At 53.2% G+C, this 16,208-nt stretch carries 16 protein-coding genes; 3 read left to right on the forward strand and 13 right to left on the reverse strand.

Annotated features, from left to right (window positions below; all coding sequences use genetic code 11):
• The 9 genes from FYJ78_RS01520 to rny all read right to left on the reverse strand — a co-directional run.
• The coding region (locus FYJ78_RS01520; RefSeq protein ID WP_408014407.1) for a nucleoside-diphosphate sugar epimerase/dehydratase at nt 1–790 on the reverse strand (790 nt) is incomplete at its 3' end.
• An 84-nt stretch (nt 791–874) separates the two neighbouring features.
• Nucleotides 875–2,227: a GumC family protein gene (locus FYJ78_RS01525; RefSeq protein WP_154619649.1), complete on the reverse strand. Its 1,353-nt coding sequence runs from the start codon at nt 2,225–2,227 to the stop codon at nt 875–877.
• Between the two features lie 330 nt (nt 2,228–2,557).
• Nucleotides 2,558–4,399 (reverse strand): ATP-dependent zinc metalloprotease FtsH, encoded by a 1,842-nt coding sequence (ftsH, locus tag FYJ78_RS01530; protein ID WP_154619650.1) that lies wholly within the window; start codon nt 4,397–4,399, stop codon nt 2,558–2,560.
• Between the two features lie 139 nt (nt 4,400–4,538).
• Nucleotides 4,539–5,372 carry an Asp23/Gls24 family envelope stress response protein gene (locus FYJ78_RS01535; RefSeq protein WP_154619651.1) on the reverse strand — a complete coding sequence of 278 codons (834 nt, stop codon included), beginning with the start codon at nt 5,370–5,372 and terminating at the stop codon, nt 4,539–4,541.
• A 12-nt stretch (nt 5,373–5,384) separates the two neighbouring features.
• A complete protein-coding gene (locus FYJ78_RS01540; RefSeq protein WP_154619652.1) occupies nt 5,385–6,218 on the reverse strand; it encodes a PHP domain-containing protein in 834 nt (277 codons plus the stop codon).
• Between the two features lie 24 nt (nt 6,219–6,242).
• Nucleotides 6,243–6,503: a stage V sporulation protein S gene (locus FYJ78_RS01545; RefSeq protein ID WP_154619898.1), complete on the reverse strand. Its 261-nt coding sequence runs from the start codon at nt 6,501–6,503 to the stop codon at nt 6,243–6,245.
• A gap of 156 nt (nt 6,504–6,659) precedes the next feature.
• The gene (locus FYJ78_RS01550; protein ID WP_328597602.1) at nt 6,660–7,439 is read right to left on the reverse strand and encodes a TIGR00282 family metallophosphoesterase; all 780 of its coding nucleotides are present in this window, start codon (nt 7,437–7,439) and stop codon (nt 6,660–6,662) included.
• 33 nt (nt 7,440–7,472) lie between these two features.
• Nucleotides 7,473–7,937, reverse strand: coding sequence for a hypothetical protein (locus FYJ78_RS01555; RefSeq protein ID WP_195847822.1), 465 nt, complete (start codon nt 7,935–7,937; stop codon nt 7,473–7,475).
• A 149-nt stretch (nt 7,938–8,086) separates the two neighbouring features.
• A complete protein-coding gene (gene rny / locus FYJ78_RS01560) occupies nt 8,087–9,634 on the reverse strand; it encodes a ribonuclease Y (protein ID WP_328597603.1) in 1,548 nt (515 codons plus the stop codon).
• 180 nt (nt 9,635–9,814) lie between these two features.
• On the opposite strand from rny, the gene FYJ78_RS01565 reads away from it, so the two are divergent.
• Entirely contained in the window at nt 9,815–10,105 is a 291-nt protein-coding gene (locus FYJ78_RS01565) for a hypothetical protein (RefSeq protein ID WP_154619655.1), read from the forward strand.
• Between the two features lie 70 nt (nt 10,106–10,175).
• Here FYJ78_RS01565 and FYJ78_RS01570 read toward each other — a convergent pair whose 3' ends face one another.
• Complete coding sequence (locus FYJ78_RS01570; protein WP_154619656.1) at nt 10,176–11,204, reverse strand: nucleoside/nucleotide kinase family protein; 1,029 nt, start codon at nt 11,202–11,204, stop codon at nt 10,176–10,178.
• A gap of 174 nt (nt 11,205–11,378) precedes the next feature.
• On the opposite strand from FYJ78_RS01570, the gene FYJ78_RS01575 reads away from it, so the two are divergent.
• Both FYJ78_RS01575 and FYJ78_RS01580 read left to right on the forward strand, forming a co-directional pair.
• Nucleotides 11,379–12,455, forward strand: a complete 1,077-nt coding sequence (locus tag FYJ78_RS01575; RefSeq protein WP_154619900.1) for a M48 family metallopeptidase — start codon at nt 11,379–11,381, stop codon at nt 12,453–12,455.
• 147 nt (nt 12,456–12,602) lie between these two features.
• The gene (locus FYJ78_RS01580) at nt 12,603–13,655 is read left to right on the forward strand and encodes an AI-2E family transporter (protein WP_154619657.1); all 1,053 of its coding nucleotides are present in this window, start codon (nt 12,603–12,605) and stop codon (nt 13,653–13,655) included.
• Nucleotides 13,656–13,729: 74 nt separating this feature from the next.
• Here FYJ78_RS01580 and FYJ78_RS01585 read toward each other — a convergent pair whose 3' ends face one another.
• From FYJ78_RS01585 to thiC, 3 genes are all read right to left on the reverse strand, one after another.
• Nucleotides 13,730–14,176 (reverse strand): CBS domain-containing protein, encoded by a 447-nt coding sequence (locus tag FYJ78_RS01585; protein WP_154619658.1) that lies wholly within the window; start codon nt 14,174–14,176, stop codon nt 13,730–13,732.
• 159 nt (nt 14,177–14,335) lie between these two features.
• Nucleotides 14,336–14,716 (reverse strand): universal stress protein, encoded by a 381-nt coding sequence (locus tag FYJ78_RS01590; protein WP_154619659.1) that lies wholly within the window; start codon nt 14,714–14,716, stop codon nt 14,336–14,338.
• Between the two features lie 114 nt (nt 14,717–14,830).
• Nucleotides 14,831–16,138 carry a phosphomethylpyrimidine synthase ThiC gene (gene thiC, locus FYJ78_RS01595; protein ID WP_154619660.1) on the reverse strand — a complete coding sequence of 436 codons (1,308 nt, stop codon included), beginning with the start codon at nt 16,136–16,138 and terminating at the stop codon, nt 14,831–14,833.
• Nucleotides 16,139–16,208: the final 70 nt, after the last annotated feature.

Raw genomic sequence — 16,208 nt, forward strand, 5'->3', positions numbered from 1 at the left:
GGCGCAGAAGATCTTCCAGGCGAATTTCCCGCAGTTCGCCCATCCCGGCTTCCCCGCTGATCATTTCGTAAATGCCCGGCATGATGCGGACGTTTGCCCCCGTTTTGCGGCACTGCCGGTCAATCCGTCGGACAGCATCGCCATCCGCCGAGGGGATGGCGATCACGATGGTGTCGATCTTGTGTTTCCGGACGACGGCGGGAAGGTCCCGGGTCGTCCCCAGTATGGGAAAGCCGGCGAGGCGTCCTTTTTGTTTCTTTTCATCATCATCGACAAAGCCGACAATGGAGATCGTTGCCGCATCGTTTTGTTCCAGTTCCCGTGCGAGCATGGCTCCGGCGTCTCCCGCGCCGACGATCAGGAGGTTTTCCCTGCCGCCTTTGGATTCCGTTACCAGATCGAGGTTGATTTTGAACATCAGGCGGCTGGCTCCGATGGCTCCGAGATCCAGCAGCCATGTGATAATCATGACGCTGCGCGGTATCGCGATGGAAAGCAGCACCGTAAGAATGAATATGGCCGCCTGCGATAGGGTAACGGCGCCGACGATCGCGATGAGATCACGCATGCGGGCATAGTGCCAGATCCGGTGATACATGCCATAGAAATAAAAGATAGCCAGCGAAATCAGCACCATCCATGGCAAACATGCCCGAAAAATGTCAAATTCGGCGGCAGGAACAACGCCTTCGAAACGAAGCAATAAAGCAGCTAAGGGCATGACCGCCAGAATTATGGCATCGATGAATAATAGTTTTAGTTTGTCACGTATTAATTTCAGATATGTCACAGATTTTAGCCTCTCTTGTTATAACCTCATCCAACCACCCTCATCCGAGCGCTTCGCGCCCACCTTCCCCCAACGGGGGAAGGCTTAGCGTTCTTCCCGTTTATAACAGATCAGGCCATAGCCAAAGCTCAGCAGGCAGCCGATGACGAAGCCGATCGCTGTGATGAGTTTTTTCCGCGGGGCGGCTGGTTTGTCCGCATCAGGCAGGTTCGCGGCGTCGATGATCTGGATGTCCATGGATTCCATGGCTTCCTGAATCTTGTCGTTTTCGCACTGCTGAACGAGGTTGGTGTAGATTTGTTTTTTGATGGCTGCGTCGCTCTGCAGCTGCAGGTAGACCATCATGTCTTCCGGGAGTTTGCCGAGTTCCTGTTCTTTTTCGGCTTTTTTCCCGCGGATGGCGGCTTCACTTGCTGCCGCCGCGCTGGCTTGCGCCTGCGCTATGGCCTGATTTTTCAGAAGTTCCATCTGTGCGCTGTTGAGGCTGGCGGCATTGGAGCCGACGACGGCGCCGACTTCTTCGGAGAGCGACTGACTCAGCTTGTTCCTCTGACGCTCTGCCGCGATGACAGAGGGATGATTGTCGGTGTATTTCTGACGCAGGCCGACAAGTTCGACTTCTTTGGCGACGATCTGTGACCGGATGTTTTGTACTGTGGGATTATCGTTGATGTTGTAGCTGGCCGAGCCGGCTTTCTGCTCTCCCAGTTTCTGCGTTGCGACGTCATACTGAGCCTGTGCGGATTTTTGCTGAACCTGCATGTCGCTGATGGCTTTGTCGTAGGCGTCGAGCTGCTGGATGGCGAATTTGGCCTGATCGTCCGGGCTGTACATTTTGTGCTCGCGGGAAAACGCCGCGAGTTTCTGCGCGGCTTCGTCGCTTTCCTGCCGGGCGGTTTCGATGCGTTCATTGAGGAACTGCACGAGGAGGCTCTGCGTCTGCCGGCTGTTTTCGGTCTGCATGGTGAGGAAGTTGTCCACTACGCCCTGCGAGATGCTCTGTGCCTCCTCCGGCGTGCGCCCGGTCGCGGTTACCGTGATGAGGTTGGTCTGTTTGGTGTTCTCGATTTTGAGGTTCTTTTTCGCAAACTCTTTGGCGTCCGGCTTTTTCTTCTCGTCCGGCCAGTCGATCTGGTCGATGATGGGGTCGAGAACGCGGCGCGATTTCATGAGTTCGATGTAGTTGAGCGGCGAGGCGTTCGAGCTGTTGCCGCCGAGATTGACGCCCATGGCCGCGGCCATAGCGGCGGCGCCGCTGATGTCTTTGCCGGCGCTGCGGGTCTGGACGAGCGCCGTGGATTCGTACTGCTTCGGGAGGATGAAGGATACGCCCAGGGCAAGAACGGTGCATCCGGCGACCAGCCCGCCAGTGATCTTTTTTCGCTCCATCATAATGTGCATCAATCGTCCCAGGTCAATGCTTTCCTCGTGTTCCATGTATGTTTGCTCCCCTTTTCTTATCCTCTGGATTCTCTAAGATTTTCATAAAAGTATAGTTTTCTAAAAAAGCCACATTACTGGAACATGATGAAAAAATATTCATATTTTGTGCAATAACCCCATATTATCGTGCAAAAAAGCGAAAAAAAATAGACGCCATCGCACCCGTTTGTTATAATGTAAGTTACGATAGTGTTGTCCATAAAAGTATACTTTATGAATCAGCTATATTCTGCACGTCGATGAACCGTATCATGAAACACAAAAAGCGGCCTGCCCATCGCGCATGATGCGCAATGGGCAGGCCGCTTTCGCTGTATCTTTCAGTCAGCAGGAAGAGTTCGGCTCCGCTGCATCCGATTCAGGTTGAAGGATGTCCATAAATTCTTTTCCCGTAATGGTTTCCTTCTCATAGAGGAACGCCGCGAGTTCATCGAGTTTATCCCGATGCTCTTCCAACATTTGTTTCGCTTTTTCATGTTGTCTTTTGACCAGTTCGACAACCTGTTTGTCGATCCGGTCCTGCGTCGCCGCGGAACAAGCCAGCGAGGTATCTCCGCCAAGATATTTATTGGTGACGGTTTCCATGGCGACCATGTCGAAGTCTGTGCTCATTCCATAGCGTGTGATCATTGCCCGGGCCAGTTTTGTCGCCTGTTCGATGTCATTGGCCGCTCCTGTACTGACCTGCCCGAATTTCACTTCTTCTGCCGCGCGTCCGGCGGTAAGCGTCGCAATCTTATTTTCCAGCTCTTCGCGGGTCAGGATGTACTTATCTTTTTGCTCCACCTGCATGGTATATCCCAGCGCACCGGATGTACGGGGAATAATGGTTATTTTTTGAACGGGCGCCGAGTTGGTCTGCAGGGCAGCGACCAGCGCATGACCGATTTCATGATAGGCCACGGTGTGTTTTTCTTTATCCGACAAAATCGCATTTTTCTTTTGATAGCCGGCAATGACAACCTCCACGCTTTCCTCCAGATCGGACTGGGTGACGGCATGGCGTCCTGCACGCACGGCCCGCAGAGCGCCTTCGTTGATGATGTTGGCCAGCTCTGCGCCGGATGCACCGGCTGCCATACGGGCAATCGTATGGAAATCTACGGAGTCGGCCAGCCGGACTTTTTTCGCATGGACTTCCAAAATTGCTTCCCGCCCGGCCAGATCCGGCAGTTCAACGGGGACGCGGCGGTCAAAACGACCGGGTCGCAGAAGCGCGGGGTCCAATGATTCGGGGCGGTTGGTCGCGGCCAAAATAATGACGCCGTTGTTTCCCTCGAAGCCATCCATTTCCGTCAGCAGTTGGTTCAGGGTCTGCTCCCGCTCGTCGTTCCCCATCACATTGCCGCTTCGTTTCTGCCCGATGGCATCGATCTCGTCGATAAAGACAATGCACGGTGCCTTTTCCTTGGCCTGCCGAAACAGATCGCGGACCTTGGATGCGCCCATGCCGACGAACATTTCGACAAATTCCGAGCCGGCGATGGAGAAAAACGGCACGTCGGCTTCGCCGGCCACGGCTTTCGCCAGCATCGTTTTGCCAGTTCCCGGAGGTCCGACGAGCAGTACGCCTTTCGGCATGGCCGCACCAATCGAAGAGTATTTCTGCGGATTATGCAGATAATCCACGATTTCCGACAAGTTTTCCTTTGCCTCATCCTCTCCTGCTACATCCTTAAAATGAATGCCCTCGGAAGAGGGGACGTAGACTTTGGCCTGATTGCCGCCCATGCCGAACATCATGGAGTTGCCTCCGGCCCGCTCCATGAGTTTCCGACTGAAATATTGGCCAATGGCAAAAAAGATCAGCAATGGCAGAATCCAAGTCATGAAGAAGCTGACGATGGGCGACATTTCTTCCTTGATGTCCTGTGAGAATACCGCGCCGGATTCATGGAGCCGGTCAACCAGATTCGGATCTTCCATAATGCCGGTTTTATAGGTCTTGTGATCGTTCTTGTCGGTAAACAGGATCTGGTTGTCCTTGAGCTCGACTTTATCGATGTTTTTATCGTCGATCATCGTCATGAAGGTGCCGTAATCGACCTGCTCGATCTGCTGCTGGGCAAAATACGGTCTGGCCATTTCATTGAACAAGAGCATGATCGCCAGAACCAGAATATAATAAAACGTCAGCGATTTTTTCGGCGGTTTTACTTCTTTCATTCCTACTCTCCCCTTTTATCCGACCCCAAAGCCATGGATAAGTTCGACTAGATTCAGAGGGAGTAAACACTCCCTCTGAATGAGTTTCCTTTTATGGTAAAAGCCCCTGCCGGATCGATACTCCGCAGGGACTCATGGTTCACGACTGCACATACAGTGCCTTGACGCGAATATTGACTTCATGAACGACCATACCGGTCATAGATTCGACCGCCTCACAGATTTCCTTCTGTGCCTGTGCGATTAGTGTAGGGATATGATTCCCATAGGTCAAAACGACTTCACACGAAATCCGCAGCCCCATATCTTCCTCGCCCTGCATCAGGTGATGTACATGCGTGTGCCCGATCCGGGTGAACGCCGCATTATGCCGGACTACCTGACGAACGATCGCCTTGATGGCGGAGTCATCGATGACCAGTTTGCCATAATAGCTGAATACCGGGCGCACAATGGATTTTTCACCCAGCCGGCGGCGCCGCGTCGACGAGCGCTTGAAAAAGGTCTGCAGCGGATCGACCAGATAGCCGGAAAAATGCGGTTTGAGCTCGATCGTCGGTACAGGAATGATATGTTTTCCCTGTTTGAGACGGTAAAATTGGGCTTTTTCCATCTCCTGACGGGAAGCAACGTCTGCAATGTTGATAATTTTTGCAATCGACGGAAGGCGAAGCGCCTTCGCGATCTTCTGTACCATGTTCTCCGACGTGCCGAGAATCAGGATACGATGCGGTTTGGATTCTGCGATGGCCTTGCGCACTTCCTCCGCATGACCCGGAAGGATGAAAATAGCCCGCCGGACCGCCATGATCTTGCTTTTTTCTTTTTTGGCAGAGTGACCTGCCAGGATTCTGCCATCCTTGATCAGGATGCCATCATCGATTATGGCGTCTGCCTTATTGTCATGTGCGACCATCAGTGCGTGATGGCTTTTGCCCGTGCCACTCGGACCGACCAAGGCGATAACATTCATAGTTCACGCTCCCTATCCCAGCTGCTGCTCCGGGCGATAAAACTTCTCAGCCCATCGGTCTTCAATGGTGAACACGCCGACTTCCTGCGGGTATCGGGTCGGAAATCCATGAAAGTCCGATCCTCCTGCGGGCAGCAGATGGTATTCCTCCGCCATGGAAAGATAGCGGCGGACATCCTCCGGATCATGCTGCGGATAAAAGACCTCGATTCCCTCCATACCACATTGGCAAAGCCGGCGTACCAGTTCATCATCGCCAATCAGACGAGGATGCGCCAGCACCGGCGTACCTCCCGCTGCTTTGATCAGACCGATGATCTCTTCCACTTCCAGCCGGTAATGCGGCACGTAAGCAGGCTTTCCCTTGGCCAGTACAGCATCAAAAGCCTCGCGTACCGAAGAGAAATATCCCTTTTTGACCAGCACCCGACCGACATGGGAGCGGCTGATGGAGCTGCTGCTTCCGGCTATGCCCAGCACTTCTGCTTCACTGATCTGATAGCCCAGTGTCTGAAGCTTGTCCAGCATTTCCGCAAAACGCGTCCAGCGCGCTTCGGTAACGTCATTGAGCTTATCAGCCAGCTCCCGGTAATAAATATCGATATTGTATCCGAGTATGTGGATCTCATGAACAGGATGGTGCGCACTGAACTCAATCCCCGGAATCAGGCGGATTCCTTTTGCCGGATACCGCCCGTTCTCATACAAATGGCTGATTCCGTCAATCGTATCATGATCGGTAATCGCCATATAGGTCAGCCCGGATTCTTTTGCGGCTGCTACGAGTTCTTCCGGTGTCAGTTTGCCGTCGGAAAACGTCGTATGCATATGCAAATCACTTGGCATTCGGATTCACTCCTATATATTTTTTCAGCGTGGTTCCACGATCAGTTTGATCGCCGTACGCTCCTCACCGTCAATCTGAATATCCGTAAATGCCGGAATGCAGATCAAATCAATGCCGTGCGGCGCGACAAAGCCGCGCGCAATCGCCACTGCCTTGACTGCCTGATTAAGCGCACCGGCGCCAATGGCCTGCATTTCCGCGCTGCCGCTTTCCCGCAGTACGCCGGCCAGCGCGCCGGCTACTGAGTTTGGATTTGATTTGGCGGATACTTTCAGGATTTCCATGGTCAGCACTTCCTCTCTTGCCAATCGATACGCATTCTGTCCGCATTGCGGGCAGGATGCGCCGCCTTCATGTGAGAACATCGATAAATCGTACTATCAGAGTAATATTCTGCTTTCTTATCGCAGAATCCTTCCTTTGCGAAGAAAAACCTGCCGTCACCCGGTGATAAGGATTCGTTCTATCCCTGTGGTTTTCTTTGTCTTCTTGTCTATGTCCACGATTACCGCGGAGTAAACGCATGGGCCGTCTTCTTCGAGATCAAACCGGCAGGGCATGGCCGTTGTAAATTTCCGGATGATGATCTCCGGTTTGACACCAAGTACCGAGTTCCACGGCCCGACCATGCCGAGGTCTGTAATGTATGCGGTTCCGCCCGGAAGGATGCGGGCATCCGCGGTCTGAATATGCGTGTGCGTTCCGACGACGCCGTTGACGCGCCCATCCAGATACCAGCCCATGGCCATCTTTTCTGAGGTGGTCTCCGCGTGAAAATCCAGAAACAGTACATCACATTCCGAGCGAATCTCCCGCAGAATCTCCTCGGCCTTTTGAAACGGGCAGTCCATATCCGGCATGAACGCTCTGCCGGACAGATTGAACACACCGATATTCCATGCCTTAAACGGGTAAATGCACCATCCCTTGCCCGGCGCCCCTTCCGGATAATTGGCCGGACGAATGAGGAACGGCTCCTGATCGATAAATTCCAGAACGTCCTTTTTGTCCCAGACATGATTGCCGGAGGTGATGACGTCCGCGCCGGCATGATAGAGCTCATCCAGCGATTTGCGCGTAAAGCCTTTCCCTCCCGCGGAATTTTCTCCATTGACTATGACGATATCGATTTTTTTTTCTTCGCGCAGCTTCGGCGTATATTTTTGGAATGCCCTGCGGCCGGGCCGGCCGACGACATCTCCTGTCAGCATGACTCGCACAATGATTTCTCCTTCCTGATTTCCCTCACCCGGTCAGCGGTTATAGACGACAACCCGATCGTTTTCACGAATGCCGACCAGACGGTCGCGGATGGGGCGAATTTGTACCGTTCCCAGTATGTGGTCCAGCACATCACTCTGGACATCGGAAAAATCCTGCTCCATGTTGTCCAGTGTATGACTGTCCTGACGGAGGCGATCCGCATAATGCTCGCGAAATAGGGAGGTAAGCAGAGTGAGTTCGCCTCTTGTCATGTTGATCAGCTGCCGGTGTACATGAACAATCATCACGTCTGCATGCTGTTCCGCTTCCACAGACATCCAGACCGGCCCTCCTGTCTCCATCTCATGATAGGCTTGCAGACTGTCGTCCAAAAAATGAAGGAACTGTTCCAGTTCCGGCCGTTCTTCCTTTCCCTGAATGACAAAATCCAGAATCAGTTCCGCATCGCGCGGCAGATAGGATACGGATTCGAGTTCCGGATAACAGACCAGCATGGATGCCAGAAGCTGGATCCCTTCTTTATCCTCTTGTTGTCTCCGGACTGAAAAAAGGGTCCGGAATCGATTGAATCCAAACATACTGCTCCTTCTTATAGGTAGAATTGGGGATGCAGGGTTCTTCCCCGCATCCCCAAACTTCCTTGTTATTTCGCATAATCGACAACGCGCGTTTCACGGATCACCGTAGCCTTGATCTGACCCGGATATTCCAGCTCGTCTTCGATTTTCTTGACAATATCATGCGCAAGCGCCACGGCTTCCGCATCGTCCACTTTGTCCGGCTTGACCATAACCCGGATTTCGCGTCCTGCCTGAATCGCAAAGCAGCGCTCCACGCCATCATAGGATTCTGCGATCTCTTCGAGACGCTTGAGTCGCTTGAGATACGATTCCAGACTCTCACGGCGAGCCCCCGGGCGGGCCGCGGAAACAGCGTCCGCTGCTGCCACGAGGACAGCTTCCACACTCGTCGCCTCCACATCGCCATGATGGGACGCAATGCAGTTTACGACGTCCTTGGATTCACGGTATTTATGCGCCAAATCCGCGCCAATCGTCGTGTGCGATCCTTCCACTTCACGGTCAATGGCCTTGCCGATATCGTGCAGCAAGCCGCCCCGTTTGGCCAGCGTGACATCACAGCCCAATTCGGAAGCCATGACGCCAGCCAGATGTGCTACTTCGATGGAATGATTCAGGACATTCTGCCCATAGCTGGTACGATAACGCAGACGGCCGAGCATCTTCACCAGTTCCGGATGGATGCCGTGAACGCCGGTATCAAAGGTAGCCTGTTCGCCGGCTTCCTTGATGCGCTGATCCACTTCCCGTTTGGCTTTTTCCACCATTTCCTCGATACGGGCCGGATGAATCCTTCCGTCCTGAATCAGCTTTTCCAGAGCAATCCGGGCCACCTCACGGCGCACCGGATCAAAGCCGGAAAGGATTACCGCTTCGGGCGTATCGTCGATGATGAGATCAATGCCGGTCAAGGTTTCCAATGTGCGGATATTGCGCCCTTCCCGGCCGATAATGCGTCCTTTCATTTCATCGTTCGGCAGCGCCACAACAGAAACCGTCGTCTCTGCGACATGGTCCGCCGCACACCGCTGAATCGCCTGACTCAGAATATCCTGTGCTTTCTTATCGCATTCGTCCTTGGTCTGCTGCTCATATTCTTTGATCTTCATGGCTTTTTCGTGACGAAGCTCTTCTTCCGCTTCGGCCATGAGCATGGTGCGCGCTTCTTCCGAAGACAGACCAGAGATGCGCTCCAGCTCCGCTTTCTGCTTTTCGTGCATCTCATCCACAGCCTGCTGGCTCTTGTCCAGCCGGGACTCTTTGCGTGAAAGCACTTCTTCCTTTTTCTCAATGGAATCCAGCTTGCGATCCAGATTTTCTTCTTTCTGCACGATACGGCGCTCCTGCCGCTGAATTTCGCTGCGGCGCTCTTTCGTATCGCGGTCCAGTTCCTGACGCAGACGGTGAATATCCTCTTTGGCTTCCAGCAGGGCTTCTTTTTTCCGCGTTTCGCCCTTCTCCTCCGCCTCAGCTACGATGCGTTTCGCTTCTTCTTCCGCCGAGCCGATCTGTGCTTCCGCTGTACGCTTGCGGGCCACATAGCCGGCGCCGGCGCCAATGATAACTGCAACTATTACCGCTACTATGATTTCGATAACGATAATACTCACCCCCCTCTTTTCTTTTTTGCTTTTATGCTGATTTGTTTTTTTGAATAGTTCTTGGCGCAACTATACCTTTCTATTTTAATGTCTTTCCGGAACAGTGTCAAGAAAAGTCTGGCCAAATCGAGGGGAATGCGGTAAAATTGAAAGCAGATTGTAACAAAACCGAACGGGAGGAACTCTGCTATGCTCATCTGCTCAGAATGCGGGCGCCAGTTGGAGGAAAAGGAAGCGCTTGTCCATAAAGCCGCCGACGGCAGCAAGAAAATCATCTGCCCGGCATGCTTTGAGAAACTGACCGGCGTGGACTACCGAACCTTTGCCTATCGCAAGGAGAATGCCCGCCAAACGTTCTTCGCTGTGCTGTTCTGTCTGGCGGCGACCGGCTATGCCTTTTATACGCGCGGCTGGGAGTGGGGCGTCGGCGGTATTGTCCTTACTCTGCTGGTTTATTTCTTTTCCAGCAAAGCGCGCTGATTTTTTCTAATCCGCAAAGGAGACTGCGGCAGAAGGGATGCACCTTTTGCCGCAGTCTCCTCTTTTTTATTTATTTCCAATCCAGAATATTTTTCAGCTCTTCTTCGCTCAGATGAAAGGTTTCCATGATCGCCTTGCTGGTCATGGCACCGTTTTGATACAGTTTCCGCAGGATGGTGCGGCGGGCGGCAGACAAGCCCTCTGCATAACCGTTCCGGTACAGCGCACTGCCATCCTGCCCTGCATTCATGCGGCGGTTCAAGCCGCTGAGCAGGCTGTTGTCGATGCGGACATCCGGCTTCTGCCACAGTGCTTCCCGGTTCACCAGACGTGTGGGGACGATCCTGCTTTTCCGCTGATAATCACCGTCCGGCATCAGCCGCCAGGTCTCATCCGCCGGCCAGGAGCGCCGCAGTACCCGTTCTACGTTAGGAAGATCACTGGACGCATAAAAGGCTTCAGCCTCTTCCCGGCTTTTTCCCCCGGCCATTTTCCGCGCAATCAGCCGCTCTTTCAGATACGACGGCTCCGCCTGAATAAAAAGAGAATAATCCGCCTGACTTCGCACGGCCTGCCATCGGCCTTCTCCCAGCAGCAGCCAGTTTCCCTCCAGCAGAATAATCGAACGCCGTACCGGAATCACATTTTCAATCACGTCATGGATAGTCCGATCATAAAACGGCCAGCGAATCTCTTCCTCATGGATCCGCGACAGCCTTTCCAGCAAGGCATCGACCCGGAAGGTTTCGGGGGCTCCCTTGATGCTGTGCAGCGATACGCTGCGTCCGTTCCGCATGATGTGATGGCTGCGAAGATAGGACTCCGGATAATGAAACCCATCCAGCCCGAGGGCCTGTACCGGTGTCAGTGCGGAGTCCGTCAGGGAAAGCTTTTCCAGCAGCAGCGCCAGCGTGGATTTGCCTGTTCCCGGCGGCGCCGCCAGATAAACCAGCATACGTTTTCCCCGTTCTTTCTGTCCTTTCGTCAAACGCCGCAGGAACGGAATGAACAGTCCATCGATTGTGGCCTGATTATACCGCACCTTATGGCCTAATCCATTGATGGTCAGGCGCAGTGTACGCCATACTTTTGCTTCCATGCTTTCACCTTCTTTGTCTCTATCATAGCAAAGCCGGTCTCTTTACGCAATCCGCTCCTTTTCCGGTTAAAATTTCGATTAAATTTCCTTTGCCGCTTCACACATTTCTCCCGGAGTCGGCTATAATAGAATTATCCGGGAAATTGATTCATCCAAAGGAAGGGATGCGATATGATGAAATTTTATTCACCACTAAAAAACACAATCTGCGGCGTGCTGACAGCGGGTCTGCTTGCTGTCCCACTGTCTTTTTCCGCCGTTCCGTCACCGGCAGCCGAAGCCGATGCGTCCAGTCTCATCGGCGCAGCTATCGGCGGAATCGCCGCCCATGCTCAGCTGAATGCCGTTCTTCGTAAATATAATGATACCGACGAGGGCCGGCAGGAATATTTTCAGGAAATGAAGAAACAGCTCGGCGTCAATGAAGATTATGCTCTGAATCATCAGCTCGACCGCATCATGACGAATCTCACCGCCGGCATTGGCGCCGTCGACCCATCGATCTACAAAAAGCCATACCATTATTTCATTAATAATGATAAATCATTCAACGCGTTCTGCACGCTTGGCCACAACCTCAGCGTCAATACCGGGCTGTATCAAACGCTGACCAACGAAGACGAGATCGCCGTAGTCCTTGCGCATGAGCTTGGCCATGGGCAGAAAGATCATCCGGCCAAGGGGGCGCGCCGTTCGCTGAATATGCAGATTCTCGGTGCCGCTACCGGTACGCAGGCCGGCGCCGTGATGGCCGCCGTCATCAACAACCGCAATATCACCAAGCCAATGGAGCGCGAAGCTGACGCACTGGCCTTCGACTATATCACGCACACGGATTACAATCCGGGCGCAACGGCCGCGGTCTGGCAGCGCGTACTCGACCTTTCGAAGAGTCAGCCTTCTTCCTTTCAGCAATTTCTCTCGGACCATCCGGCTGACAGCGACCGACGCGATACGTATGTCCGCCGCCTGACGCAGTACAGCGGCGGGCATGTGACCAACAGCGACGGAATCGTCAAGGTCAATACCAAGGTCTTTACTACGCCAGCCGCTGTCGGCGGCATGAGCTCCAAGGAACGTTCGTATTTCGTCATGGGCAATCTGGCCGCTGCTTATCACAACGGCCAGAATAAACAGGAGGTCACTGTCGACGGCAATACCGTCCGCATGGGCAACCAGCCGATCATGACCTGCGTGTCTGGCGATGAACCGGCCGATACCCTTGCCCAGCGTCTTCGTCAGATCAAGTAACCTGCCTACTTAGCATTGGAGATAAAGTGAGACGGATTCAGCGTCCCTTAGCATCGTATAAAATGAAGGCTGGCCCTTGCGGCCGGCCTTCATTCTGCTATAATGAGAGAAGTACGGCTTTTGATTCCGTTTTTATGAGGAGATATTATGCATCTGAAAGACTACCGCACTTCTATTCTGCTTGGCATAACCTTTACGCTGCTGCTTTCTACCTTCTGGTTTATGCCGCAGCTTGCCTTTATCATCTTTATTTCCATGCTGCTGCAGCTGCTGCTTACGCCGCTTGTGGAAAAGCTCCACTCCCGCCTCCCCCGCGCTTTGTCGGCCGGGCTGGTCCTCATCGCCTTTGTTCTGCTGGCCATCGGACTTTTAGCGGTTGTATCCAGCACGTTTATTCCTACTTTCACCCGCTTTATCACAGATTTCCCACAGATTACGGAAAAGCTGCAAACCCTGCCGCTCTTGCAGGATTCTCAATTTCTCAATGACGAACTGGATAATCTCTGGCAGGAACTCAAATCCGTCAGCGTCGATGCGCTGAAATCGTCCTTGACGCTGCTCCTGTCGGTGTTCAGCAAATTCATCGATATTGTCATTATCCTCTTTGTGACGTTTTATCTGCTGAAAGACGGCGAACTCATCAAATCCTATCTGGCCAGTCGCTTTCCCACGCATGATTACCAGCGCGTCATGAAATTGTTCAATCGGATTCTGGCCGCCCTGCGAACGTATATCTGCAGCCAGCTTATCATCTGCTGCATCACGGCCGTCGTTGTCTTCCTGTATTTTACCCTGCGCGGTCTTCCTTATGGATCCGTATTTGCCATGGTATCGGGGACCTGCGAATTCATTCCTGTTCTCGGACCGACCGTCGCCTCTGCCTTCGGCACGCTGCTGACGGCTACAGAAGATCCTTTTGTCGCCCTGCAGACCGCTGGCTTTTATCTCGTGCTGACTCAGGTCAACCATAATCTGGTTTATCCCACATTGATCGGCAAGTCGCTGAATCTGCATCCAATCGCGATCATTCTCGGCATCATCCTCGGCGGAGAGCTGCTCGGCGCTCCCGGAATGTTTCTGGCCGTGCCGTTCATCGTAATCTGCAAGCTGGTTATCGAAGACATCTACCAAAACCGTCTGGAAATGCGTCAGCGATATAATTGTTCGCGCTGGATGGCAAAGCGCCCGGAAGATCATTGATCTTAGGAAAAAAACAAAACGCAAAAAAAAAGAGAAGGGCAGCTTCTTTCCCCCCTTCTCTTTTTTTATTGCGCTCAGAGCAGCATTTTTACAATGTCAAAACGGCTGACGATCCCGGACAGCTTTCCATCCGATCCAAGGACTGGAAGCCGCTTGATCCGTTTGTCCAGCATCAGTTTGGCGACGCGGCTGACCTCGTCCTCTTCATTGACCGTGATCACTTTCTCCGTCATGATCTGTTCCGCAGTGCATGCGGCGAACTTACGAAAGGCTTCCCGATATTCCGACAATCCGTTGTAATAGATCACCGCTCCCAAAATGCAAAGTTCATCCGGCAGATCCGGCGCAATCTCCTTGCGCATCAAATCTCCTTCGCTGACAATACCTCGGAGCGTCCCACCGTCATCGACGACCGGAACGCCGGAAATCCGTTTCTCCACCAAAAGCTCTGCCAGCTCACGAATGGCCGTTTCCGGGCGCACGGTAATCACGTCCCGCGTCATGATTTCTCTGACCAGCATCGTACCTTCACTCCTTCCGCCTTGTCCATCCGATATGAAACAGCTGCCGACAGGAAGAATCTGCCGACAGCTGTCCGGACCGGATTTATCCGATGCTGACGGGTGCCAGAATGCCGCCCCTAAGGCAGAAGATCAGCCCCCGTCAGCCCGGGTTTCCTTTTATTTGATGACCATAACCGGAATAGGAGACTCCTCAATGACTTTCTGACTGACGCTTCCGATAAGCGCTCCCTTGAAGAGTCCAAGACCGCGGCTTCCCATGATAATCATATCACTGTGTTCCTGTCCAGCCACCCGGATAATCGCCTTGGGGATGTTGCCCGTCTCTACATGTTTCGAGGCTTTGATCTCTTCCGGAATTTTTTCCCAGATCCGGTCAAACACGATATGACTCGGAATATCCTTATTTATATTGCTGGCAACATAAACAAAGTCCAAATCCGCCTGACACTTCTGTGCAAAGAAGATCGCCTCATCCACCGCTTTGCAGCCGTTTACCGAACCGTCCACCGGAACCAGGATTTTTTGAATCTTGCCCATAATAAAACCTCCTAACGAGTTTGTTTTATTTCTTTATATTGTTCTTATTCGTGATTTCTCGCGGAGATTCCTTCTTTTAGACTGAATTTTTTTAATTGTTCCTGCCGTCAGGTTTCAGTCATCGCAGGGGCAGACCGGTTTATCGAAATATTTGCTGATGATTTTCACCGCGCAGTAATCACCGCACATGGAGCAGGCTTCTTCTCCTTTTTTATTCCGCGCGCCGCGCTTCGTTTCCGCCAGCTCCGGATCGATGGCCAGTGACAGCTGCGCCTCCCAGTCCAGCTGCTTGCGCGCTTCCGCCATCCGGCGGTCCCATTCTCTCGCTCCCGGTATGCCGCGAACCAGATCCGCAGCATGCGCGGCAATGCGCGACGTGATCACACCGGTATGCACATCTTCGATCGTCGGCAAGGCCAGATGCTCGGCCGGCGTCACATAGCAGAGGAAATCCGCCCCGCTCACGGCAGCCAGCGTACCGCCGATAGCCGCCGTAATATGGTCATAGCCCGGTGCCACATCGGTTACCAACGGGCCAAGGACATAGAACGGCGCATTGCGGCAGATACGCTTTTCCAGCTTCATATTCGCTTCAATCTGATCGTACGGAACATGGCCCGGCCCTTCCACCATGACCTGAACCCCGCGCCGCCAAGCCCGGTCGACAAGCTCGCCCAGAGTAATCAGCTCAGTAAGCTGTCCGCGATCCGTGGCATCCGCAGTGCAGCCGGGACGCATCCCATCGCCGAGACTGATCGTCACATCATACTTTTCACAAATATCGAGAATATCGTCGTAATGCTCATACAGCGGATTTTCCCGCTCGTTGTGGAGCATCCAGCCGGCAATAAAGGAACCGCCGCGGCTCACAATATCCATGATCCGCCCCTGACGGCGCATGCGTTCAATCGCTTCCCGCGTCACGCCGCAGTGAAGCGTCATAAAATCCGCTCCATCCTTTGCCTGCTTTTCAATGGTCTGCAGGATGTCCTCTTCCGTCATCTCCACGACGGCGCCATGCTCCCTGATTGCCCGGACCGTCGCCTGATAAAGCGGCACCGTTCCGACCATGATCGGCGAATGCTCGATGATTTTCTGGCGGGATACATCGATATTGCTTCCCGTAGACAGATCCATGACGGCATCGGCTCCGCAGCGAACGGCTTCATCCAGTTTCTCCAGCTCCGGCTCGATATCCGGATACGTGCTCGACGTGCCGATATTAGCATTTACCTTGATCCGCAGTCCCTCGCCTACTCCGCGTGCCTTGAGATTGGTGTGATGAATGTTTGCCGGAATCGCGACCGTCCCCCGGGCCACCCGGTCGCGAAGAACCTCCGCTTCGATTTGTTCCTCTGCCGCTACCTGCCGCATCACATCGGTGATTTTTCCTTCACGGGCCAGTTGCATTTGTGTTGACATCTACGCTACCTCCTGATGCTGTCATGATATTCGGAATAAAACCAAAGAAAATAAGCCGCCCAGCATAGCT

It is taken from the genome of Wylensekiella montiformis (assembly GCF_009697385.1).
Taxonomy (GTDB): domain Bacteria; phylum Bacillota; class Negativicutes; order Selenomonadales; family Selenomonadaceae; genus Selenomonas_A; species Selenomonas_A montiformis.